Raw genomic sequence first — 21618 nt, 5'->3', positions numbered from 1 at the left:
CAAGGTGAACCGGGCAGCCGTACTACACGACGTGATCCCGGCAGGGGATCAGACGCACCGCACCTGGAGGGTCGTCCGTTGTTCAGCATCACCGTCCGCGATCACCTGATGATCGCCCACAGCTTCCGTGGAGAGGTCTTCGGACCCGCGCAGCGCCTGCACGGGGCGACGTTCCTGGTGGACGCCACCTTCCGTCGCCCCGAGCTGGACGACGACAACATCGTCGTCGACATCGGACTGGCCACGCAGGAGCTCGGCGCCGTCGTGAGCGAGTTGAACTACCGCAATCTCGACAGCGAGCCGGACTTCAAGGACACCAACACCTCGACCGAGTTCCTGGCGAAGGTCATCGCCGACCGGCTCGCCGACCGCGTGCACGCCGGAGGCCTCGGCGAAGGAGCCCGCGGCCTCACCGGGATCACCGTCACCCTGCACGAGTCGCACATCGCCTGGGCGAGTTACGAGCGTGCCCTGTGACCGACGTGACCCTGGACCAGGCGTCCCCGCCGTCCGGCCGTGCCGCCGGGCCCGGTGCCCTGAACTACGTGCCCGTGCAGAACGCGGCTCTCAAGAACGCCGAGATCATCCCCATGTCCCTGCGCACCGTGCACTTCGTCATGCCGGGCGGCGTCGACGACCCGGCGACGCCCAGCGGCGGCAACGCCTACGACCGCCGGCTCTGCCTCGACCTGCCCGGCTTCGGCTGGCAGGTCGAACGGCACATCCTCGACGGTGAGTGGCCCCGCCCCACCGCGGCCGCCCGTGCGGAGCTCACCCGGACCCTGGCCGACCTGCCCGACGGCACGGTCGTCCTCCTCGACGGGATCGTCGCCTGCGGAGTCCCGGAGATCGTCGCCCCCGAGGCCGGCCGGCTGCGTCTCGTCGTCCTCGTCCACCTGCCGCTCGGCGACGAGACGGGACTCGAACCCGCCGTGGCCGCCGAGCTGGACGCCCTGGAACGTACGACCCTGCGGGCCGTGTCGGCCGTCGTGGCCACCAGCGAATGGGCCGTCCGCCGGCTCGTCGCCCACCACGGCCTCGCCCCCGACCGGGTCCACGCCGCCGCCCCCGGCGCCGACATCGCCCCGCTCGCCTCCGGAACCGACGGTGTCTCACGGCTGCTGTGCGTCGCCTCGGTCACGCCGCGCAAGGGCCAGCACCGGCTCATCGAGGCGCTGGCCACCGTCACCGACCTGCCCTGGAGCTGCGTCTGCGTCGGCGGTCTGGGCCAGGACCCGGCCTACGTGGAGCATCTGCGCGGTCTGATCGCCAAGTACGGCCTCGGCGACCGGCTGCACCTCGCCGGTCCCCAGGCCGGTGCCGAACTCGACGCCACCTACGCCGCCGCCGACCTCATGGTCCTCACCTCCTACGCGGAGACCTACGGCATGGCGGTCACCGAGGCACTGGCCCGCGGCATCCCCGTGCTCGCCACGGACGTCGGCGGTGTGCCCGAGGCCGTCGGAGTCGCCCCCGACGGCGGAGTGCCCGGCATCCTCGTGCCCCCGGAGGACCCGGCGGCGCTCGCGAGCGAGCTGCGCGGCTGGTTCGGCGAGGCCGACGTGCGCCGCCGGCTGAAGGCCGCCGCCCGCGGACGGCGTGCCGCCCTCGACGGCTGGGCGACCACCGCGCGCAGCCTGGCCGGCGTGCTCGGCCGACTGCCCCAGGAACCCCGGAGGGCGGCGTGAGCACCGCGACGACCCCCGCGAGCGGGCCGGACTCCGGCCTCCCCGAGGAGAAGGTGAGGACGGGCGTGCCCGGTCAGCGAGTCGGGGACCCTGACACCGAAGAGGTGCGCTACGCACCCCAGTGGCTCCAGCTGCGCGAGCCCGCCGACGCCGCCGCGCGGGCGGTCGAGCTCCTCGACCCGCTGCGCATCCGGCTGGCCAACCGGCCCGTGCGCGGCGGCCTGGCCATCCACGACCTCGGATGCGGCACCGGCTCCATGGGCCGGTGGCTGGCGCCCCGGCTCGACGGCGCCCAGCACTGGATCCTGCACGACCGGGACCCGTACCTGCTGCACTTCGCCACCGTCGGGGCGCCCAAGGCGGCGGCCGACGGCAGTCACGTCGACGTCACCACCCAGCGCGGTGACATCGGGCGGCTGACCGCCGACGCCCTGGCCGGCGCCTCCCTGGTGACCGCCTCGGCGCTGCTCGACGTGCTCACCGCCGAGGAGATCGACCGGCTCGCGGCGGCCTGCGCCGGCGCCGGCGTGCCCGCCCTGCTGACGCTGTCCGTCGCCGGCCGGGTCGACCTCACCCCGGCCGACCCGATGGACGCCGAGATCACCGAGGCGTTCAACGCCCACCAGCGGCGCGGAGACCTGCTCGGCCCGGACTCCGTCACCGCCACCTGCGAGGCGTTCGCCCGCTACGACGCCACCGTGCGGGTGCATCCGAGCCCCTGGCGGCTCGGCCCCGACGAGGCCGCCCTCACCGCGGAGTGGCTGCGCGGCTGGGTCGGCGCGGCGGTGGAGCAGCGCCCCGAGCTGGCGGAACGCGCCCAGGCGTATCTGGAGTCCCGGCTGGCGGCGTGCGCCGCGGGCGAGCTGCGGGTCGTCGTCCACCACAGCGATGTGCTGGCGCTGCCCCACCCCGTCGGGGGTGCGGCGTGAGCGCGGGCCTGGAGACACTGGGCCCGTCCGCCGCTCCGGCGGCCGTGGCCGAGGACCTCGACGGCCCGCCCCTGAACGACCCCGCGGAGTCCGGCGCGCCTGCCTCGCAGGTCCCGGACCCCGCGGGCGCCGAGCCGGGGTCCGCCCCGGCCGGCGACTCCGGCAGCCCCGCGGCCGACGGAACCTCCCGGGCCCGGCGCGTGTCCGGCCGGGTCCGGCGGCACGTCGGCACCGCCGCCGGCGTCCTGATCCTCGGCGTACTGCTCTGGCGCCTGGGTACCGGGGTGTTCGTGGACGGGCTGCGCCGGATCGACGGGACCACGCTGACGGTGGCGATCGCCATCGGGCTTCTCACCACGGTGTTCAGCGCCTGGCGCTGGTGCCTGGTCGCCCGGGAGCTGCGCATCGAACTCCCGCTGCGCGGGGCCGTCGCGGACTACTACCGCGCGCTGTTCCTGAACGCGGCGCTGCCCGGCGGGGTCCTCGGCGATGTGCACCGGGCCGTGCGGCACGGGCAGAGCGCCGGTGACATCGGCCGGGGCGTGCGCTCGGTGGTGCTCGAACGCACCGCGGGACAGGCCGTGCTGGTGGCCGTCGGCGCGGTGGTGCTGCTCACCCAGCCGTCACCCGTGCTCGCCGAGGCCCGCGAGACCGCGTTGGTCCTCGCGATCGTCGCGGTGTGCGGCGCGGTGGCCTTCGCCGTCGTCCGCAGGCGGCGGGGTCCTTCCGGTTCCGGACGCTACGGAGCCGTGCGCGGCGCGCTCGTCGAGGCCCGGGGCGCCCTGCTGGCCCGGCGCAGCTGGCCCGGCGTCACGCTCTCGTCGGTCCTGGTGCTCGCCGGCCATCTGGCGATGTTCGTGCTCGCCGCCCGGGCCGCCGGATCCACCGCGTCCGTCACCGTGCTGACGCCACTGGCCCTGCTGGCCCTGCTGGCCATGGGGCTGCCGCTGAACGTCGGCGGGTGGGGCCCCCGCGAGGGCGCCACCGCCTGGGCGTTCGGGGCCGCCGGGCTCGGCGCCGGCATGGGCCTGACCGTCGCGGTGATCTACGGCGTGCTCAGCTTCGCGGCGGCCCTGCCCGGTGCCGTGGTCCTGGTCGTCCGGTGGGGTGCCGCGCTCCGGCGCCCCCGCGAGGAGAGCGCGGGAGGACCCGATCAGTGCAGCGTCTCGGACGTCACCAGCGAGAGATACGCTCCGAAGGCTTCGGTCAGCCCGGCGAGGAGTTCCTTCCCCTTCTCGGCGCCGGCCATCGAGGGACGTCCGATGACCCCGGACTCGGTGTAGGCCGACATGCCGAGGGTGAGCAGATGCCGACGGTCGTCGGCGACGAAATCGGAGGTCTCATAACCGTCTTTGACGCATTCCGGATGGGCGTGCAGGAGAATGGACGTCTCGATTTCTCCGGCATGCATATCGGTGAGCAACGACGTCTGCACACCGGCCCGTTCACACGCTCCTTCCCAGTCCTCCATGGCCGGGAAAAGCGCCATGCGGGTACCGGTGCCCGCGGATTCCTGGACCACATTGCCCAGTACGTAATTCCCGCCGTGCCCGTTTACCACGACCAGGGTGTCGACGCCCGATCGCCGCAACGAAGCGGCGATGTCCCGGACGACGGCGTACAGCGTGACGGCGGAAATGCTGACGGTGCCCGGCCAGGCGGCGTGCTCGTGCGAGCAGGAGATCGTCACCGGAGGCAGGAGATGCACCGGATAGGCGGCCGCGATCTCCCGCGCGATGGCGCACGCCACCAGGGTGTCGGTCGTCAGGGGCAGGTACGCGCCGTGCTGTTCGAGGCTGCCGACGGGAAGGACGGCGACCTGGCGGGCGACACCGGACCCCCGCTCGCGGACATCCTCCGTGGTGTCCAGTGACAGCAGACCACCCGACACCATCACGCGTGTTCCCGAACTACTCATCTTTCACGGCCCTTTCGACTCTGCTTAGGAACCAGATCATGACAGATAACTTTGGCGTACTCGGCGGGAATGCCCACCTCACAGGTGTCGAACGAGTCGTGATTGCCCCGCTGCCCACCGTGTACGGCGATTTCCACGCGGTCGGCTACCTCGACCACGACCGCGGCGAGGAACAAGTCGTCCTCGTGTACGGCGACTTGGACACCCTCGGAAAGGGGGACGTCCTGACCCGGCTGCATTCCGAATGCCTGACCGGTGACTCCTTCGGATCGCAGCACTGCGAGTGCGGCCCCCAGCTCACCGCCTCCTTGCAGGCCATCGTGGCCGAGGGCCGCGGCGTCCTCGTCTATCTGCGGGGCCACGAGGGCCGGGGCATCGGCCTGCTCGCCAAGCTCAAGGCGATGAAGCTCCAGGCGGAGGGCCTCGACACCGTCGAGGCGAACGTCGCCCTCGGCCTGCCGGTCGACGCCCGCGACTACCGGGTGGCGGCTCAGATGCTGCACGACCTCGGCGTACGGTCCGTGCGGCTGCTGTCGAACAACCCGCGCAAGCGGGAGTCGCTGCTGCGCCACGGCATCAAGGTCGCCGAGCAGGTGCCGCTCCTGATACCGCCGTGCGAGGACAACCTCACCTACCTGCTGACCAAGCGGGAACGCCTCGACCACTACCTGCCCCACCTGGACGGCGAGGAGTGGGCGAAGGCGATCTTCGCCGGAGAGGCGAAGACGGTCGTCACCGAGGAATGAAGCAAGAGGCCGGCGGAAGCGGGATGACGGAAGAGGGATGACGGAAGAGGGGTGTGCGGTTCCGGGGCTGTCCGAATCAGGGCCCCGGACCGGCCCCGCCCCCGTATGATCGCCGCTCGGCCGGGCACCGGACAGGACCGGACAGGCCCCTTTCCGGTGGCGGGAGAAGAACATGAAGACGGCGGCCCAGGTGCCGAAGGCTCCGACGGCACCCTGGCGCAGCGCCCGCTTCCGGCGGTTCGCACTGGCCGGGCTGATCTCGGCGACGGGATCCGCGATGGCCCCGCTCGCGCTCGCCTACGCGGTGATCGGAGAGGGCGGCGGAGCCGGATCGCTCGGCCTGGTGCTCGCCGTGAACACCGTTCCGACGGTCGCCTTCCTGCTGGTGGGCGGGGTGCTCGCGGACCGGATGTCCCGCAGCCGGATCCTGCTGGTGGGCAATCTGGCCGCGGCGGTGGCCCAAGGGGCGCTCGCCGTCGTCGTCATGACCGGTACGGCCTCGACCGGATCCATCGCCGCCTGCGGCTTCCTGTCGGGAGTCGCCGTGGCGTTCACCGTGCCCGCCGGCCAGGGCGTGGTGAACCAGCTGGTGGAGCCCGGACAGCTCCAGCAGGCCAACGCGCTGGTCAGACTGCCGACCAACGCCGTACGGGTGCTCGGCCCCGTGGCGGGCGGGCTTGTCGTCGCCCTCTGCGGACCGGGATGGGCGCTGTCCTGGGACGCGCTCACCTTCCTGGTCGCGGCCCTGCTGCTGCACGGACTGCGCCTGGACGCACCTGTCACGACGGGCGGTGTCCTGGGCGATCTGCGGTCGGGCTGGTCCGGATTCCGTTCCCGTACCTGGCTGTGGACGTACACGCTGGCCGGGACGGTCGTGGTCGCCGCCTGGCTGGCCGGGTTCCAGATGCTCGGACCGGTTCTCGCCGCGCGGCTGTACTCCGGGGCGAGCTCCTGGGGCCTGGTGCAAGGGGCGTTCGCGCTCGGGCTGCTGACGGGTGCGCTGGTGTGCCTGCGCTGGAAGCCGTACCGGCTGCTCGCCGTCGCCGTGAGCACCGCCTCCCTCCTCTTCCTGCCGTTGACGGCGATGGGACTCGCGCTGCCGCTGCCCGCCGTCCTGTTCGCCGCGCTCCTCGCGGGCATCGGCCTCGACGTCGCCATCGTCGCCTGGACCACGGCCTTCCAACTGCACGTTCCCGAGAACGAGCTGGGCAGGGCCGCCGCGTTCAACAGCGTCGGGGAACGCTGCGCGATCCCGCTCGGCTATCTGCTCGCCGCCCTGGCCGCGGGCGCCTGGTCGGACCGGGAGGTGCTTCTGGTCTGCGCGGGCGTGATCGTGACCACCACCGTGCTCAACCTGTGCGTACGGGACGTGTACCGGGTCAACCGCACGCCCCTGCCGTGATCGGACCCCGTACCCGCCTCCTGCACCGGCCCCTGCAGTGGTCAGGCCCGTACCGCCTCGTGCACCAGCCTCTTGAGGTCGGGGAAGACCGAGTGCGAACCCTTCGGGCGCAGTTGGCTCAGGAACTGCACGGTCAGGTCGCGCCGCGGGTCGACCCAGAAGGTCGTGGTGGCCACCCCGCTCCAGCCGAACGCGCCCTCGCTGGACGGGGACCGGGTGGCCGCCCGGTCCACCACGACGGAGACGCCCAGGCCGAACCCGAGGCCCGCGTTGCCGTCCTCCCGGTGGACCGGGCTGCCGAAGGAGCGCCGGTCGGCGTTGCCGGGCAGCTGGTTGGCCGCCATCAGGTCCACCGTCCCCGGGCGCAGCAGCCGGGTCCCGTCGAGTTCGCCGCGGCGCCGGAGCATTTCCATGAAGCGGTGGTAGTCGTGGGCGGTGGCGACCATTCCCCCGCTGCCGGACAGGAAGCGGGGCCGGCCGCGCAGCGGGAGACCGGCGATCGGGATGAGCTTCCCCTCCTCGTCCTGTCCGTACAACTCGGCCAGTCTGCCCGCCTGTTCGTCCGTGACCTGGAAACCGGCGTCCGTCATGCCGAGCGGCCGGAGGACGCGCCGGTGGAGGAAGTCGTCGAGATCCTGGCCGGACACCACCTCGATGACACGGCCGAGGACGTTGGTGGCCACGGAGTAGTTCCACTGCGTGCCCGGCTCGAACTGGAGCGGCAGCCGGGCGTACACCTCGCAGGTCCCGGCCAGGTCCGCGCCCGGTGCCACCGAGGACTCCACACCGGCGTCGCGGTAGAGCGCGTCGACGGGGTGCGTGCGGTAGAAGCCGAAGGTCAGGCCCGCGGTGTGGGTCAGCAAGTGCCGGATCAGGATGGGCTGTTCGGCGGGCCGGGTCCTCGTGTCCGGCCCCGACCCTCCGACGTACACCCGCGGCTCGGCGAAGGCCGGAAGGAAGTCGGCCACCCGGTCGTCGAGTCCGAGGCGGCCCTCCTCCAGCAGCATGAGCGCCGCGACCGAGGTCACCGGCTTGGTCATGGAGTAGATCCGCCACAGCGTGTCGCTCTCCACCGGGAGTCCGGCCGCGCGGTCGCGTCGCCCGTACGTCGTGAGGTGGGCGACCTGCCCGTGCCGGGAGACGGCGACGAGGAAGCCGGGGAGCCGGCCGTCGTCGACCAGAGCGGCGAAATGCCGGTCGAGTCGGTCCAGTGCCCCGGGGTCGAGGCCGACGGATCCCGGCTCGACTTCCTGTCGCAGATGTCCCATGGCTCTCCTTCGGACTGCGGCTCGTGTCCCTCGTCGTCCCGAACGGGCTGGTGAGGCGTCGGCCGGACCGGGATCTTACTGATCGTTCCCGTCTGCCCGGCGACGCCATGCGTGCACGCCCGGCCCGGCGGCGCTCACGGGTTTTTGTGCCCCGGAAGCCTCAGGGCGAGCAGGGCCGCCGTCGCGGAGAACACCGCGAGGGCGGTCAGCGCAGGACCGACGGCGGCGCCGGGCGTCAGCGACATCAGTGTGGCGGCGACCGCGATGCCCAGCGTGGGCCCGATGTTCATCGCCGTCTGCTGGAGTCCGCCCGCCACACCGGCCGACGCGACGGAGGCGTGCCGTACGGCGACCGCCGTCGTGGTCACCATCACGGTGACGAAACCGGCGCCCAGCAGCAGGAAGCCGCAGGCGACGGGCACGGCGGTGGACGCCGGCCCGAGCCGGGCCAGGAGCAGGATGCCGGACGTGAGGACGAGCGTCCCGGCCACGGCGGTACGGCGCGGGCCGAACCTGCGCATGAGGACGGCGGCGAGGGGAGCGCCGAGCACCATCGTCACGCCGGCCGGCAGGGCCCGCAGGCCGGTCTCCTGCGGGTCGAGACCCAGGGTCCGCTGGAGGAACCAACTGGCGGCGAACAGGGTGCCGAGCAGGGCGGCGGACACGGCGACCAGGATGCCGAGCGCCGCGCCGATGGTCGCCGAGCCGAGGATCTCGGGCGGCACCAGGGGGCTCGCCGCCCGGTGCTGCCGGTGTACGAACGCGGTGCCGGCGGCGGCCACCACGGCGAGTCCGGCCACGGTCGCCGCCGTCCAGCCGGTCTCGGGCACGGCGACCAGCGTGTGCACCAGGGCGACCAGGGCGACGGTGAGCAGACAGGCACCCGGCACGTCGAGGCCGTCGGCCGCCGGCCGGACCGTTCGGGGCTCCCGGGCGTCGGGCGTCCGGACGCCGAGCGCCGCCACGCCCATCGCCAGCGCCGGCGGAACGTTGAGGAAGAAGACGGACCGCCAGCCGAAGTGGTCGACCAGCGCCCCGCCGAGCAGCGGGCCCGCGGCCGCGGCGATCCCGATGGCGCTCGCCCGCAGCGCGATGGGCGTCCCGAGCCGGTCGGGCGGGTACGCGGCACGCAGCATGCCGAGGGTGGCCGGTTGCAGCAGCGCGCCGAAGACACCCTGGGCGACGCGCAGCGCGATCACCCAGCCGATGCCCGGCGCGAGGCCGATTCCGGCCGACGCGGCCCCGAAGCCCAGGATGCCGAGGGCGAAGATCCGGCGGTGTCCGTGGCGGTCCCCGAGGCGGCCCGCGAACACCAGCAGGCCCGCCACCGCGATGAGATACGCGGTGCTGGTCCACTGGACCTGCGCGAACGAGGCGTTCAGGTCGCCCTGCAGCGTGGGCTGGGCGACGGTGAGGACCGTGCCGTCGAGGGCGACGATCACGGCGCCGACGACACTGCTCGCCAGGGTGATCCCGCGGTGCGCCGTGCCCGGAGCCGCGGGGCGCGCGGCCGCAGTGGCGGGAGGGTGCGCGGTGCTGTCGGACCCGGGTGTCCTCATCGTTCCTCCGGTCCGAGGTGCGCGTCGAGTGCCGCGTTCAGCAGGGGGGCGCAGTCGTCGGCGTCCGTGGTGAGCCCCAGGCTTCCCCAGCCCCAGAGCTGGGCGATGCCGTGCAGGTTCGCCCACAGGGCACCGGCGACGATGCGGGCGTCGGCCTCCGGGCGGATCCGGGCGACGAGGTCCACCAGGACCGCGAACAACGGCAGGCTGGTCTCGCGGAGCCCCAACCGGTTGCTCTCCAGCAGGTCGTGACGGAACATCAGCTCGTACATGCCGCGCTGGGACAGCGCGAAGTCCAGATAGACCCGTGCCAGGGCGCTGAGCCGGGCGCGGGGGCCGGTCCGCTCGTCGCCGGCCGCGTTCGCCGCGCGGTCCCGCAGGTCGTCGAAGCCGCGGCGCGCGATGGCGGACAGCAGTTCCAGATGGGTCGGGAAGTAGCGGCGCGGGGCGCCGTGCGAGACCCCCGCCCGGCGGGCGATCTCCCGCAGGGTCAGCGCCTGCGCGCCCTCCGCCCGCACGAGATCGACCCCGACGTCCACCAGGCGCGCCCTCAGGCCCGTGCTCTCCAGCTCGTCCATAGACAGTGTCTACCAGAGGGGAGTAGACACTGTCTACGGGATGATGCGACGTGTCCGGGGCGTTGACGCGGATATGACCGATGAAGAGACCCAGGACGCACTGCTGAAGCTGCTCTCCGCGTACAAGGGCGGGGTGCTCGTCACCCTCAAGAAGGACGGGCGGCCCCAGCTGTCGAACGTCAGCCACGTGTACTACCCCGACGAGGGGATCATCCGCGTGTCGCTCACCGACGACCGCGCCAAGACCCGCAATCTGCGCCGGGACCCACGGGCCTCGTACCACGTGACCAGCGCGGACCGGTGGGCTTACACGGTCGCCGAGGGTACGGCCGAGCTGACGCCGGTCGCCGGGGATCCGCACGACGAGACCGTGGAGGAGCTCGTCCGGGTCTACCGGGACGTCCTCGGCGAACACTCCGACTGGGACGACTACCGCGCGGCGATGGTCCGCGACCGCCGGCTGGTGCTGCGGCTGCACGTGGAGCGGGCGTACGGGATCCCCGCACGCTGATACGGAATCTCCCGGCGCCCGGGTCGTGACGCGCCGCGTCGGTCCGCCGGCCGGCATGCCCGGTGCTCCGGCGGCGGCGGTCGACGAGGGCTCCGCGCACGCCGGCCGCCCCTGAACCCGGCCGGGGTGCGCGGAGTCACGGCCCAAGGGTGTCGCGTACGCGAGCGTTTCGGGTGTGGTGATCGTCGGGGTCGGCGCGGCGTCGTACCAAGTGCCCTGCGGGGCGCGGATGTTCCGGTCGAGGCGACGGGGCGTGCCGAAGCGTGCGGGCGGTCGGAATCGCGACGGCACGCGGAAACGCGAGGAGATGCCCACGTCCTCGGGAGGCCTCGCGCGTTCGGAGACCTGGGTGGTCCGGGCGGGCGGGCCACGACGACCACGCCCCGGACGGATCGGCGGTCACGGCTCGGCCGGGTCACGCGGAGGCCGACCGGCCGGCGTCCGCGGACCCGGGTGGTGCGGGCGGCCCCGGTCACCCGGGACGCCCGTACCACCGGCGGGCCTCAGCCGGTCAGGGACTTCCACAGGGTGATCGAGCGGTCCTCGACCGTGACCTGGTCGTTGTGCCCGCGGCCGTCGGCGATGCAGATGATCCGGTATTTCTGCTGGTGGAACACCCAGAACAGGCTCAGCCCGTTGACGCGCTGCATGTCCGGCACGGCGAGGAACTCGTCCACGCGGGAGACGCCGGCCAGCGACTGCCACAGACCGAGCGAACGGTCGCCGCGCTCGATGACGTCGTTGTGCGCGGAGCCGTCGGCGATCGAGATCAGTCGGTAGACCTGCTGCCCCAGGGAGGAGTGGAAGAGCCAGTAGTGGCTTTTCCCGTTCTGGCGCTGCATGTCGGGCACCGGCAGGAAAGCGTCCACCTGCTCGATGCCGTTGAACGAGGCCCAGGCCGAGATCGGCCGGTCGGGCCGGTCGACGGCGCCTGCCGCCTCGGGGTCGAGTCCGGACTCCGCCCCGTCCGCGATCGAGATCAGCCGGTAGACCTGGCGGCCTTCGACGGTGTGGAACAGCCAGTACCGGCTCCGGCCGCCCACGCGCTGCTCGTCCGGCACCGGCAGGATCGCGTCCACCTTCGACACGCCGAGGTAGCACGGCCAGGCGGCCAGGGGCCGGTCGGGGCGCTCGACGACGTCCTTGTGCTCGTCGCCGTCGGCGATGGAGACGGTGCGGCAGACCGGTCCGTCGCCGCCGGTCCCGTAGGCCCAGTACCAGCTCTTGCCGTCGTCCCGCTGGCGATCGGGAATCGGGAGGAAGGCGTCGGTCGGCCGGACGGCGTCCGGGAGCTTGTCGGTGAGGCGGCCGTCGCCCAGCAGCCGCAGTGTGGTGAGCGAGGGGACGAAGGCGTAGACCGAGCCCTCGGTGGTGACGAACTGGTGGAAGCTCAGCTCGGTCGTCGCACCGGGGCTCTCGAAGCCGACCTTGCCGGTGAGGCCGACCATCGGGTCGGGGCCGGGTTTCGCGGGGCGGTTCGGCGGGAAGTCGACGTTGTCGATCCAGCTCTTCTGGATGAACTCGAACTGCTCGACGAGGTCGGACTGGTAGCAGACGAAGAGCAGCCCGCGCGGGTGGTCGGGGCCGCCCGGGCCGTCCGAGGCCGGGTCGAAGGGCGCACCGTAGGGGGCGCCGCGGCGGATGATCCGGCGTCGGTCCATGACCGGTTTCTCGGGGAACGGCTCCGTGCCGGGCTTCTCCTGCAGGCCGTCCCGGGGGTTGGTCTTGCGCAGGTGGGAGAAGAGCGGGGTGGTGAACCCCTCCGGGTCGTTGCGGTAGCCGAAGTCGTTGTCCTGGCCCGCGAGGGCGTTGTCCGGCATGTCGGCGTGCGGGCACTTGGCGACGGGAGTGCCCGAGCGCCAACGGCCCACCAGCCGGGCGGCCAGCCATTCGGTGCTCGCCTCGTCCGGCACCACCTTGGCCTTCCTCAGGACCTTCAGCTGCGCGGCGACCTGGGCCCACCAGCCCGGCACGTCCTGAGCTAGCCGGCGCACCACCTGGAAGCTGCCGTTGGCGGCCCACTCCGGCATCTCGTCGTACGGAATCCCGCCGACCCGGTCGTGCCCGATGACGAACTCGCCGGGCGGGACCAGCCGGGTGCCCGGATGGTCCTTGACGTACTCCGGCCGCTCCGGGTCGGGCTCGTCGAAGCCGATCACCCCCGGCTCGCTGACCCCGTCCTTGAAGCCGAAGTGCTCCTTTCCGCGGCGGGTGCCCGGCAGCGTGGCGCCGTTCTGCTGGAAGACGATCACGATCTTGGCCTGCGCGGCTGCCTCGCGCTGGGCGGTCAACGCGTCCTGGAGACCGTCGGCGGTGTCGGAGGCGACGGTGATCACGGCGTGCACGGTCTGGCCCTTGCCGTCCCCGAACAGCCAGTTCTCGGGTGAGCTGTCGCCGGTGTCGCCCAGCGAGCGCTTGTGGGACCCCTCCTTGAACGCCTCCAGAGTGCCGCCCTTCCGCACCGAGGGCAGGGGGTCCTTGCCGCCCACGAGGACCTTCAGGCCCTCGTAGGTGAAGCTGACGTTCGTCCAGGTGGCCTTCAGCGTCTGCGGGTCGTCGCCGCCGGTGGACTGCCTGGCCTTGCTGAAAGCCGCGTTGAAGGCGGCCACCTGTCTGGTGGTGGAGATCTGGGACGCGAGCCGCTTCACCCAGGTACGGGCTCGCGCGGGGTCCTCGAATTTGAGGAAGAGCAGCGTCATGCGGTCCTTCTTGAAGCCCGCGATCACGTCACCCTGGATGTCGTCGCTCTCGCGCAGTTTGGTCTCTTCTGACACGTCTCCTCCTTGACAGCCGCATATGCCATGTAATGATCATAGTAATCATGGCGCTACGCCGCGTGATCGACGAAGGGGCGGGGCATCGTTGGCCGGACCCTTCGGCGGGTGTGCGCCGTGACGCAAAACCCTTGTCCTGTAAGGGTTCTGACTCGTTCGGCTGTCGGAGGGTCACCCGCCCGCCCGGCATCGCGCGACAGCGGGCGACCGAGCCGCGAACACTGTCAGTAGTCATGTGCTCGCGTCATGTGCCCGCCATCGGGTCGGTGACACGGCGCGGCCGCGACGCCACCGCTGCGCGCCCTGCCTCTCTCTCGCAAGGAGTCCCATGTCCCGTAGGAACCTGACCGGGCGGTCGTCCAGAAGGATGCTGTCCGCGACGCTCTCCGCGTGTGCCGTCTCCGCGCTGACCCTCACCGTGCTGTCGTCCGGCCCGGCCGCCGCCCACGGGCACGGCGGTGACGCCCCCTCGGCCGACCGGGCAAAGGCCGACCCGGAGGAGGCGAAAGTCATCGGCGAGGAGCACGCCGAGGAACACGCCATGACCAGGAAGGCCGTCAAGGCCGTCGGCGAGTACCCGCAGACCACCCGCACCGAGCGGCTCAAGGCGCTCACGGCCTCCCAGGCCAAGGTCAACGCGGACTTCGACGCGCTGGACGCCGGCAGGTTCCGGGAGTACTTCCAGTCCCCGGACTTCGCCGCGCACATCGCCATGCTGCCCACCGGCAAGGTGCTGCTGTTCTCCTTCGAGCGCATCGAGACCAACCCCCAGAAGGAGCCGGCCCCGACCGACACCATCGGCAAGGAGAACGCGGGCCGCGCCTACCTGTGGGATCCGGCCAAGGGCACAGGACCGGGCTCGTTCACCAAGGTCACACCGCCCGTGATCAACATGCCGGACGGGCTCGACCAGCCCCGTCCCGCGCCGTTCTTCTGTGCCGGTCACTCCTTCCTGCCCAACGGGATGCTCGGCGTCTTCGGCGGCAACCTCGGCGGCAACGGCGGTAGCGGCGCCAAGCTCTCCCTCGTCTTCGACCCGTGGGAGGAGAAGTGGTACCAGAACCAGGACATGGTGGTCGGCCGGTGGTACCCGTCGGTGGTGACCGGTGCGGACGGGCGGCAGCTGATCATGTCCGGCCAGTCGGAGCTCGGCTGGGGCACCCCCACCTCGATCGTCGAGCGCTTCCCCGCTCTGAACAAGCCGGTGCCCACGGCCAAGACGGACAAGCCGGAGGGCTGGGCGCCGGAACTGTTCAAGGCCGACGCCCCGTTCAAGCGGGACTACCCGCACCTCTTCTCGCTGCGGGACGGCAAGATCTACGGCCTGGGCCGCAACCCCGAGCAGCAGTGGAAGTTCGACCCCGTCGCCGAGACCCGGACGGACCTGGCACCCCGGCCGGACAACATGCCGCGCAACTACGGTTCGGCCGTGCCGCTCCCGGCCGGCTTCAAGGGCCCGGACTCGGTGCTGGTGCTCGGCGGGGACCGGGACGACCCGAACACCTATCAGCTGGTCGGCAACCAGTGGAGCAAGGAGAAGGCGAGAGCCTTCGGCCGCACCCAGGACGACACCCTGCTCATGCCGGACGGGACCCTGATGACCGTCAACGGCGCCTTCGACATCCGTGACTACGGCAACGGCCCGTACAACCCCAACGCGGATCTGAAGTACCGCCAGATCGAACTGCGCGACGAGAAGGGCAACTGGAAACTCGGCCCGGCCCAGCGGCTGCCGCGCGGCTACCACTCCAACGCCGTGGTGCTCCCGGACGGCCGGGTGATGGTCACCGGTGACGAGCTCCAGCAGCTCGCCAACGACCCCGACATCACCGACGACATGAACGGCAGCATCGAGATCTACGAGCCGGCCTACCTCCAGCAGGGCAGCCGTCCCCACCTCGGCACCGTGTTCAACCCGTCCGTCGGGTACAACGAGAAGATCACGGTGAGCAGCAACACCGCCGCCGACGTCACCCGCGCCGTCCTGCTGGCACCGACCACCGCGACCCACTCGCTCAACACCAGCCAGCGCCACCTCGACCTGCGGATCAAGAGCCGTAGCGGCAGCTTCCTCGAACTGCAGGCACCTCCGTCGGCCAACGCCGCCCCGCCCGGGTACTACATGCTCTTCCTCCTCAACGAGGAGGGCGTACCCAGCACCGCCGGCTGGGTACAGCTCAAGCCGGCCTCCGGCGGCCAGACGCGGGGGTCGAGCCTCCGTTCGCGGTAACCGCCCGGCTCCGAGGACCTCCGCTCTTCGGAGGTCCTCGGAGGCTTCGGCTCCGCCATCGCTCAGGACCCGGCGAGGTGTGCGCCGCTCCGGCCGCCCCGGCGTCTTCGGACGAGCCGGGGTCCGGTCGGCCGGGGTACAGGGCGCCCTAGAGGTCGAACTCGTGCGGGGGCAGGTCGAGCGTGAAGCACGCCTCGCGCACGACGGCCTGCTCGGTCTTGTCGAAGTCGCCGTCGGCACCTCCGATGACGATGCCGATCTGGATGACGGCGCGCGCCTCGGCGGGCTTCTTCTTGGCCTTGGCGATCTCCTGGAGAACGCTGACCTTGCCGAAGGCGAAGTCGGCGGTCAGCTTGTTCAGGTTGTCGTCGAAACGGCGCTGCAGGTCCATGGCGTCGAAGTTCTGCAGCACCTCGTTCGTGGCGATGAGCTGGGCCACGCGCTGCCGCTCGGACGGGTCGATCGAGCCGTCCGCGGCGGCGACGAGCGCGCACATCGCCATGCTCGCGTCGCGGAAGGCGCCGCTCTTGAGATCGTTCTTCTTCGCCACGAGCTGGGTCTGCATCGTCGACGCGGACTCCTTGATGCGGTCCCACAGGGCCATGAGAACTCCATATGTAGTCAAGAGCCCGGTCCGCCCGAGCGGGCGGACCGGAGTGCGCTTCGGTTTCTACGGCAGCAGTTTGACATCCTCCCCCTCCTGAAAGAGGGGGATTCCAGCCCGTGTGGGTTGGGGTTCACGGGTGTTCGAGCGGCCGGTGGCCGTTGTCACCCCTCCGGCACCGGCTGTTCGCCGGGGGCGGGGAAACCCGCCCTGTCCTGCCGCGACGTTGACTGCTGCGTTGGTGTCGGCGTTGCAGGTGAAGCCGCAGGAGGAGCAGACGAACCCGGCTTGGTTCTTGCGCGAGTTCTTGTCGATCCTCCCCCACTGCCTTAAGGGCGTGGGAGATGCCCCCAGCAGGCGTTGCAGCGCAGACTGGTGCAGGGGGCGGGGACGTCCTCGGTGCGGCCCGGGGCCTTGTGTCCGGTGCGTTGCCGGAGCAGGCCCCAGCCCTGGGCGAGGATCGCCCGGTTCAGCCCGGCCTTCTGGGCGACCTTCCTGCCGGGTTCTGCCACGGTGCCGCTGGCCGAGCGGGTCATGTTCCGAATGTTGAGTTTCTCGAACCGCACCAGGTCGTAGGTGCGGGCGAGCATGGTGCTGGTCTTCTCGCACCAGTCCTTGCGCCGGTCCGCCTCACGGGCCCTGAGCCTGGCTACCTTCGCGTACTCGGCGCTCTTTTGCTCGCTGTCCTTGGGGGCGCGGGCGGCCCGGCGCTGGTGTTTGCGGATCCGGGCGCGTTCCTTGACGGTGAGCTGCGGGCAGTTCAGTTTCCGGCCGTCGGAGAGGGCGGCGGTGATGGCCACGCCCCGGTCGATGCCGATGACCTCACCCGTGCCGGGGCCGTCCACGGGGGCGGGGACGACGGCGAACGCGATGTGCCACCGGCCGTTGCGGAAGGTGACACGGAACGTCTTGGCCTTGGGCAGTTCGGGCCGGGTGAGCCGGAAGCGGACCCAGCCGCAGCCGGGCACCTTCACCCGCGCCCACCGCCGGTTGAGCTTCTGCACGACGACCGACCGGCCCATGACCTGCCTGCCCCTGGCGTTCAGCTTCGGTGAGCCGTCCGCCTCGAACTCCGGAACGCGGTCGGTGCCGATGACGCGGAAGCCCTCGTGCACGTGCTTCCTGCGCCAGGTCGGCTCACCGAACCCGGACGCGAAGCGGGCCTTCTTGGCCGCGGCGAAGTCATTCAGCGTCTGTTGCTGCACATCGGCGTTGCCCGCGCCCAGCCACGCGTTCTCACGCCGGGCCTCGGTGAGCTGACGACACTGCTCGGCAAAACCGGGAGCCGCCCTACGACCCCTGTACCGCCTGCTCACCCGTCGGATACATCCGAAACCGCGCCATGACCGCGAATTTAGCCCGCACGTTCCCCGACCGCCCACACCATCGACCGACATCACCCGCGCGAGCGACCCTTCCCGGCCACCGACCCACCCGACCACGACTACCGGCCACCGCCGAGCGACCGCCGTCGGCTCCGAGGTGCCGCACCTGCTCGAGGCCGGCCTCACCACCGTCTCGCTCGAGACGCCGAACCGCCTTGTCGGCGATTCGGCTTCCCCTGCCCCGCTCCGCGGGAGCGGGCATTCACCCCGGCCCTGAAGGACCGGGTACCCTGCCCGGAAGAAAGGGTGGAAACCGGACGAGTAAGTCTGATCTCCGGTCAGTGGTCATATGCGGTCAGTGACCGGGTGATCGGGGCTTTGGTTGCGTTGTTGTGCCACATCGCGGCGGCCATCGCGAGGATGTGCTGAGCGACGCGAATCGCGACTCCGGCACAGCTGCGGCCGCCGTGGTGTTCGAGGTCGAGCTGACCTTTGAGGTGTCGTTCACCGACTCGATCAGTTGCCGCACCTTCTTGAGCATCGGTTCGCCGTAGCGGGCCTTCTCGTCCTTGCGGGACGGCCGCAGGAGCGTGATGCCATGTTCCTCCAGCAGCGTCTCGAAGGCTCGTCCGGCGAAGCCCTTGTCACTGACCAGCAGGATGCCATCGTGCTCGGCGACCATGTCTGCCTCGACTTCGAGCATCGAGGCCAGCACCTCCCGCTCGCCGATCTTCGGATCGGCCAAAGCCCACAGGATCGGCATCCCGGACGGAGTGCACACCAGATACAGCTTCAGCCCCCAGTAGAACCGCGAGTGGCTGGCGCAGTACCCATAGCCCGCCCATCCGGCCAGGTCCGAGCGTTTCACTGTTGGCCGCGGCATCCCGAACGAGACCATTCTCCTTTGCGCCCGCAGGACTTCGGACCTACTCGTCCAGCCCTACCAACCGGGGTGGGGAGGGGCCGCTCAGCATTCGTTACGGCGCGGGAGCGGCCCCCGCTCACAACCGGCGGGTGAACTCCTGGCGGTCGGCGAAGTTCTCGTAGCCTGCCCGTTCGAAAGCCATGATCATGGCGGTGTTGGCCGCGTCGCAGTCGCCGCGGATCTCCTCGGCGCCCGCTTCGACCAGCAGCCGCGTGCCGCGGGCCACCACCGCCGTCGCGTAGCCGTTGCCGCGGCAGGCGGGAGACACAGCCACCAGGCCGATCACCGCGGTCGAGGGGTTTCGGGCGGGGAGGCTGAGTGCAGCCGGCGTGCCGTCCGGAGCGTAGCCGAGTTCCCACCACGAGGGCTCGTACAAGAACTCCTCCATGTCCGCGAAGAGGCTCTCCGCGGCACGCCGGGCGCCATGCCGGGCGACCTTGGCGGCGAGTTGGGCGTCGGTGCTGGTCGGCAGCGCCTCGGCGAGGAGGGCGATGAACGGCTCACGGCCCAGACTGGGCAGGGAATGCCAGGTCAATCGGTCATCATGCGAAGTGAGTTCTACCTCGGAGCGGCGGCGGAAGCGGCGACCGTCACGGGCCCGCTCGAAGCCCGCCAGTCGGAGAAGCTCGGCGCGCCGTTCCGGCTCCGCCTGGTACTGCGGCGGCTGCGTCGGCGAGTCGGTGACGTGCTCCAGCTCCGTGGCGCCGAGCGAGTCGGCCAGGGCGACGGCCTCGGCCAGCAGCGCCTGGCCGGTGGCCAGGCCGGGTTCGTCCCACGGTGTCTCAAGGAGCACCAGGGCCATCGGGACGTCGTTCCCGGGGAGGGTCCATAGCGCGGTGGCCGCGGTGAGCCGACCGGCCTCGTCCTCCGCGACCAGGCACCACTCCGGCCGGGTGCATTTCTTGGCAAGTAGGTCGGTGAGGTAGGCGGCCGTCCCGGCGTTGCGCTCGGGCTGGTCGGAGTGCTGGACGAGGGCAGGTAGTTCGTCTGGGCGCGCTATACGTACAGGCATGTACTGGGATCATCCTGTCTCTCGATGACGTAGCCGGCTTTGCACGAAATCCCACCCAGTGGCACCGGCAGGCTTGGCTGTTCCTGCCCTTGTCAGACCGACCATCAGACCCGGGCCTACGGACTGGATACTGTCGGCCTCCTGCCGCAGCGGTGGATCCCACGGCCGATCGGCGGTGGTCGTGGCCTGGCGCAGGGCGGTACGGCGTAGGCATCTCATTCCACCGGGTAGCGCACCACCAACACCCCCTCCACATCCCTCCCCACCGCCTCGTACTGATGCGGTACATCCGCCGCCCACCGGGCGTGGCCGCCCGGGCCCACCTCGAACGGGGCGGAGGCGGGACCAACCCGCGCCGTGCCGCTGAAGACCAGCAAGTGCTCCTCCGCGCCCGGCACATGAGCGGCCGAGTGCTGCACCGCGCCGCTCTGAATGCGGATGCGATACACCTCCGACACTGCAGCCGCGTCCTGCACGCGGTCCGTCAGCACCGCGTGCACCGCCGCGCCCTGCACCGGGGCGGGGCCGACGACCGTGCTTAGCGGCGCCTCGAGGGCCGTGGTCAGCGCGTACAGAGTCTCCAGGGTCGGATTGCGCCGGCCGGTCTCCAGTTCCGAGAGCGTGCCCTTGCCGACGCCGGAGCGGCGGGCCAGTTCCGACAGCGACAGGCCGCCGTCCTGGCGCAGACGGCGCAGCCGCTCGCCCACCTCCTGGGCCAGTTCCATAGCTTTCCGCCCCTACCGCGCCGGCGATGCATTGTCGTGACGCGACTAGCGTTCCATAAACAGAACGTTCTGTAAACGGAACGATCGTGGCGATGCACACGCACCGCGGCTCAGGCGGGGTTCGGGCTTACTCGTCCAGCGGACCGTGACGGAAGTTCCCGGTTGATTCCGCGCGGCGGTCACGGGATCGCCGCGTTCGGTGGAGAGCCGGCCGACGGCTTCGGCCGTGAGCGGTCCCCCTCGCGGATCGGGTTCGATCCGCGAGCAGGACCGCCCTTCCCTACTTCGCCGACTCGACCGCGTGGCCGCCGAACTGGTTGCGCAGCGCCGCGATCATCTTCATCTGCGGCGAGTCGTCCTGCCGCGACGCGAACCGGGCGAAGAGCGACGCCGTGATGGCGGGCAGCGGAACGGCGTTGTCGATGGCCGCCTCGACGGTCCAGCGGCCCTCGCCCGAGTCCTCCGCGTGACCGCGCAGCTTGTCCAGGTGCTCGTCGTCGTCCAGGGCGTTGACCGCGAGGTCGAGCAGCCAGGAGCGGATGACGGTGCCCTCCTGCCAGGAGCGGAACACCTCACGTACGTCGGTGACCGAGTCGACCTTCTCCAGGAGCTCCCAGCCCTCGGCGTAGGCCTGCATCATGGCGTACTCGATGCCGTTGTGGACCATCTTGGAGAAGTGGCCCGCGCCCACCTTGCCGGCGTGCACGAAGCCGAAGTCGCCCTCCGGCTTGAGCGCGTCGAAGACCGGCCGCACCTTCTCGATGTTCTCGGCATCGCCGCCGACCATCAGCGCGTAGCCGTTCTCCAGGCCCCACACACCGCCCGAGACGCCGGCGTCGACGAAGCCGATGCCCTTGGCCGCCAGCTCCTCGGCGTGCTTCTCGTCGTCCGTCCAGCGGGAGTTGCCGCCGTCCACGACCGTGTCGCCGGCCTCCAGCAGGTCACCGAGTTCGTCGATGACGGTCTGGGTGGGGGCGCCGGCCGGCACCATCACCCAGACCACGCGCGGGCCTTCGAGACTGCTCACGAGTTCGGCGAGGCTGTGCACGTCGGCGAGGTCCGGATTACGGTCGTAGCCGACGACGGTGTGGCCCGCGCGGCGTATGCGCTCGCGCATGTTGCCGCCCATCTTGCCGAGACCGATGAGTCCGAGCTGCATTGTCAGTTCACTACTTTCGGAGGTTGCGGTAAGCGGCCACGAGCGCGGCCGTGGAGGGATCGAGTCCGGGTACGTCGGCGCCTTCGGTCAGGGCGGGTTCGACGCGCTTGGCGAGGACCTTGCCGAGTTCGACGCCCCACTGGTCGAAGGAGTCGATGTTCCAGATCGCGCCCTGGACGAACACCTTGTGCTCGTAGAGGGCGATGAGCTGGCCCAGGACCGAGGGGGTCAGCTCGGCGGCCAGGATCGTGGTCGTGGGGTGGTT

19 protein-coding genes and 2 pseudogenes are annotated in these 21618 nt (G+C 71.2%); 8 read left to right on the top strand and 13 right to left on the bottom strand.

The window, feature by feature from the left end; all coding sequences use genetic code 11:
• Window positions 1-78 precede the first annotated feature (78 nt).
• From ACH4S8_RS26275 to ACH4S8_RS26260, 4 genes and pseudogenes are all read left to right on the top strand, one after another.
• A complete protein-coding gene (locus ACH4S8_RS26275) occupies window positions 79-477 on the top strand; it encodes a 6-carboxytetrahydropterin synthase (RefSeq protein WP_365872562.1) in 399 nt (132 codons plus the stop codon).
• Window positions 474-1688 carry a glycosyltransferase family 4 protein gene (locus ACH4S8_RS26270; protein WP_398398107.1) on the top strand — a complete coding sequence of 405 codons (1215 nt, stop codon included), beginning with the start codon at window positions 474-476 and terminating at the stop codon, window positions 1686-1688. The genes ACH4S8_RS26275 and ACH4S8_RS26270 overlap by 4 nt, the downstream gene beginning before the upstream one ends.
• Window positions 1616-2617 (top strand): class I SAM-dependent methyltransferase, encoded by a 1002-nt coding sequence (locus ACH4S8_RS26265; protein WP_398398616.1) that lies wholly within the window; start codon window positions 1616-1618, stop codon window positions 2615-2617. The genes ACH4S8_RS26270 and ACH4S8_RS26265 overlap by 73 nt, the downstream gene beginning before the upstream one ends.
• Window positions 2536-3633 (top strand): annotated as a pseudogene (locus ACH4S8_RS26260) (lysylphosphatidylglycerol synthase transmembrane domain-containing protein); the annotation flags it as partial. The gene ACH4S8_RS26265 and the pseudogene ACH4S8_RS26260, both read left to right, overlap by 82 nt.
• A 137-nt stretch (window positions 3634-3770) precedes the next feature.
• Here ACH4S8_RS26260 and ACH4S8_RS26255 read toward each other — a convergent pair.
• On the bottom strand, window positions 3771-4535 hold the full coding sequence (locus tag ACH4S8_RS26255) for a creatininase family protein (protein WP_398398105.1): 765 nt from the start codon (window positions 4533-4535) through the stop codon (window positions 3771-3773).
• A 38-nt stretch (window positions 4536-4573) separates the two neighbouring features.
• On the opposite strand from ACH4S8_RS26255, the gene ribA reads away from it, so the two are divergent.
• Window positions 4574-5281, top strand: a complete 708-nt coding sequence (gene ribA, locus ACH4S8_RS26250) for a GTP cyclohydrolase II (RefSeq protein WP_398398103.1) — start codon at window positions 4574-4576, stop codon at window positions 5279-5281.
• Between the two features lie 172 nt (window positions 5282-5453).
• Window positions 5454-6683, top strand: coding sequence for an MFS transporter (locus ACH4S8_RS26245; protein WP_398398101.1), 1230 nt, complete (start codon window positions 5454-5456; stop codon window positions 6681-6683).
• A 41-nt stretch (window positions 6684-6724) separates the two neighbouring features.
• Here ACH4S8_RS26245 and ACH4S8_RS26240 read toward each other — a convergent pair whose 3' ends face one another.
• From ACH4S8_RS26240 to ACH4S8_RS26230, 3 genes are all read right to left on the bottom strand, one after another.
• The gene (locus ACH4S8_RS26240) at window positions 6725-7951 is read right to left on the bottom strand and encodes a serine hydrolase domain-containing protein (RefSeq protein ID WP_398398099.1); all 1227 of its coding nucleotides are present in this window, start codon (window positions 7949-7951) and stop codon (window positions 6725-6727) included.
• Window positions 7952-8085: 134 nt separating this feature from the next.
• The gene (locus ACH4S8_RS26235) at window positions 8086-9510 is read right to left on the bottom strand and encodes an MFS transporter (RefSeq protein ID WP_398398097.1); all 1425 of its coding nucleotides are present in this window, start codon (window positions 9508-9510) and stop codon (window positions 8086-8088) included.
• Complete coding sequence (locus ACH4S8_RS26230; RefSeq protein WP_398398095.1) at window positions 9507-10088, bottom strand: TetR/AcrR family transcriptional regulator; 582 nt, start codon at window positions 10086-10088, stop codon at window positions 9507-9509. Before ACH4S8_RS26230 ends, ACH4S8_RS26235 begins: the two co-directional genes overlap by 4 nt.
• A 73-nt stretch (window positions 10089-10161) precedes the next feature.
• Here ACH4S8_RS26230 and ACH4S8_RS26225 point away from each other — a divergent pair, with 73 nt between their 5' ends.
• Window positions 10162-10599 carry a PPOX class F420-dependent oxidoreductase gene (locus tag ACH4S8_RS26225; protein ID WP_398398093.1) on the top strand — a complete coding sequence of 146 codons (438 nt, stop codon included), beginning with the start codon at window positions 10162-10164 and terminating at the stop codon, window positions 10597-10599.
• 503 nt (window positions 10600-11102) lie between these two features.
• Here the strand turns inward: ACH4S8_RS26225 and ACH4S8_RS26220 are convergent.
• On the bottom strand, window positions 11103-13373 hold the full coding sequence (locus ACH4S8_RS26220; RefSeq protein WP_398398091.1) for a Dyp-type peroxidase: 2271 nt from the start codon (window positions 13371-13373) through the stop codon (window positions 11103-11105).
• Between the two features lie 328 nt (window positions 13374-13701).
• On the opposite strand from ACH4S8_RS26220, the gene ACH4S8_RS26215 reads away from it, so the two are divergent.
• Window positions 13702-15603 carry a galactose oxidase-like domain-containing protein gene (locus tag ACH4S8_RS26215; protein ID WP_398398089.1) on the top strand — a complete coding sequence of 634 codons (1902 nt, stop codon included), beginning with the start codon at window positions 13702-13704 and terminating at the stop codon, window positions 15601-15603.
• Window positions 15604-15751: 148 nt separating this feature from the next.
• On the opposite strand, the gene ACH4S8_RS26210 is transcribed toward ACH4S8_RS26215, so the two are convergent.
• The 8 genes and pseudogenes from ACH4S8_RS26210 to ACH4S8_RS26175 all read right to left on the bottom strand — a co-directional run.
• Window positions 15752-16207: a tellurite resistance TerB family protein gene (locus ACH4S8_RS26210; RefSeq protein ID WP_398398087.1), complete on the bottom strand. Its 456-nt coding sequence runs from the start codon at window positions 16205-16207 to the stop codon at window positions 15752-15754.
• A gap of 66 nt (window positions 16208-16273) precedes the next feature.
• The gene (locus ACH4S8_RS26205) at window positions 16274-16522 is read right to left on the bottom strand and encodes a zinc ribbon domain-containing protein (RefSeq protein WP_398398614.1); all 249 of its coding nucleotides are present in this window, start codon (window positions 16520-16522) and stop codon (window positions 16274-16276) included.
• 14 nt (window positions 16523-16536) lie between these two features.
• Entirely contained in the window at window positions 16537-17523 is a 987-nt protein-coding gene (locus ACH4S8_RS26200; protein WP_398398085.1) for an RNA-guided endonuclease InsQ/TnpB family protein, read from the bottom strand.
• 364 nt (window positions 17524-17887) lie between these two features.
• The gene (locus ACH4S8_RS26195) at window positions 17888-18430 is read right to left on the bottom strand and encodes a transposase (RefSeq protein ID WP_398398083.1); all 543 of its coding nucleotides are present in this window, start codon (window positions 18428-18430) and stop codon (window positions 17888-17890) included.
• Between the two features lie 103 nt (window positions 18431-18533).
• Window positions 18534-19469, bottom strand: a complete 936-nt coding sequence (locus ACH4S8_RS26190) for a GNAT family N-acetyltransferase (RefSeq protein ID WP_398398081.1) — start codon at window positions 19467-19469, stop codon at window positions 18534-18536.
• Window positions 19470-19684: 215 nt separating this feature from the next.
• Window positions 19685-20194, bottom strand: a complete 510-nt coding sequence (locus tag ACH4S8_RS26185; protein WP_398398079.1) for a helix-turn-helix domain-containing protein — start codon at window positions 20192-20194, stop codon at window positions 19685-19687.
• Between the two features lie 280 nt (window positions 20195-20474).
• Window positions 20475-21353 carry a phosphogluconate dehydrogenase (NAD(+)-dependent, decarboxylating) gene (gene gnd, locus ACH4S8_RS26180; RefSeq protein WP_398398077.1) on the bottom strand — a complete coding sequence of 293 codons (879 nt, stop codon included), beginning with the start codon at window positions 21351-21353 and terminating at the stop codon, window positions 20475-20477.
• Window positions 21354-21363: 10 nt separating this feature from the next.
• Window positions 21364-21618, bottom strand: a pseudogene (locus tag ACH4S8_RS26175) (glucose-6-phosphate isomerase); the annotation flags it as partial.

It is taken from the genome of Streptomyces sp. NPDC021080 (assembly GCF_044333225.1).
GTDB lineage: Bacteria > Actinomycetota > Actinomycetes > Streptomycetales > Streptomycetaceae > Streptomyces.
The sequence above is the reverse complement of the archived record's forward strand: the minus strand, read 5'-3'. Positions and strand labels throughout refer to the sequence as shown.

What these genes read in the sequence shown, in the direction of transcription:
- ACH4S8_RS26240 (WP_398398099.1), bottom strand. Translation starts at nt 7,951, where the DNA reads ATGGGACATCTGCGACAGGAAGTCGAGCCGGGATCCGTCGGCCTCGAC.
- ACH4S8_RS26230 (WP_398398095.1), bottom strand. Translation starts at nt 10,088, where the DNA reads ATGGACGAGCTGGAGAGCACGGGCCTGAGGGCGCGCCTGGTGGACGTC.
- ACH4S8_RS26245 (WP_398398101.1), top strand. Translation starts at nt 5,454, where the DNA reads ATGAAGACGGCGGCCCAGGTGCCGAAGGCTCCGACGGCACCCTGGCGC.
- ACH4S8_RS26210 (WP_398398087.1), bottom strand. Translation starts at nt 16,207, where the DNA reads ATGGCCCTGTGGGACCGCATCAAGGAGTCCGCGTCGACGATGCAGACC.
- gnd (WP_398398077.1), bottom strand. Translation starts at nt 21,353, where the DNA reads ATGCAGCTCGGACTCATCGGTCTCGGCAAGATGGGCGGCAACATGCGC.
- ACH4S8_RS26215 (WP_398398089.1), top strand. Translation starts at nt 13,702, where the DNA reads ATGTCCCGTAGGAACCTGACCGGGCGGTCGTCCAGAAGGATGCTGTCC.
- ACH4S8_RS26190 (WP_398398081.1), bottom strand. Translation starts at nt 19,469, where the DNA reads ATGCCTGTACGTATAGCGCGCCCAGACGAACTACCTGCCCTCGTCCAG.
- ACH4S8_RS26255 (WP_398398105.1), bottom strand. Translation starts at nt 4,535, where the DNA reads ATGAGTAGTTCGGGAACACGCGTGATGGTGTCGGGTGGTCTGCTGTCA.
- ACH4S8_RS26195 (WP_398398083.1), bottom strand. Translation starts at nt 18,430, where the DNA reads ATGGTCTCGTTCGGGATGCCGCGGCCAACAGTGAAACGCTCGGACCTG.
- ACH4S8_RS26185 (WP_398398079.1), bottom strand. Translation starts at nt 20,194, where the DNA reads ATGGAACTGGCCCAGGAGGTGGGCGAGCGGCTGCGCCGTCTGCGCCAG.
- ACH4S8_RS26225 (WP_398398093.1), top strand. Translation starts at nt 10,162, where the DNA reads ATGACCGATGAAGAGACCCAGGACGCACTGCTGAAGCTGCTCTCCGCG.
- ribA (WP_398398103.1), top strand. Translation starts at nt 4,574, where the DNA reads ATGACAGATAACTTTGGCGTACTCGGCGGGAATGCCCACCTCACAGGT.
- ACH4S8_RS26235 (WP_398398097.1), bottom strand. Translation starts at nt 9,510, where the DNA reads ATGAGGACACCCGGGTCCGACAGCACCGCGCACCCTCCCGCCACTGCG.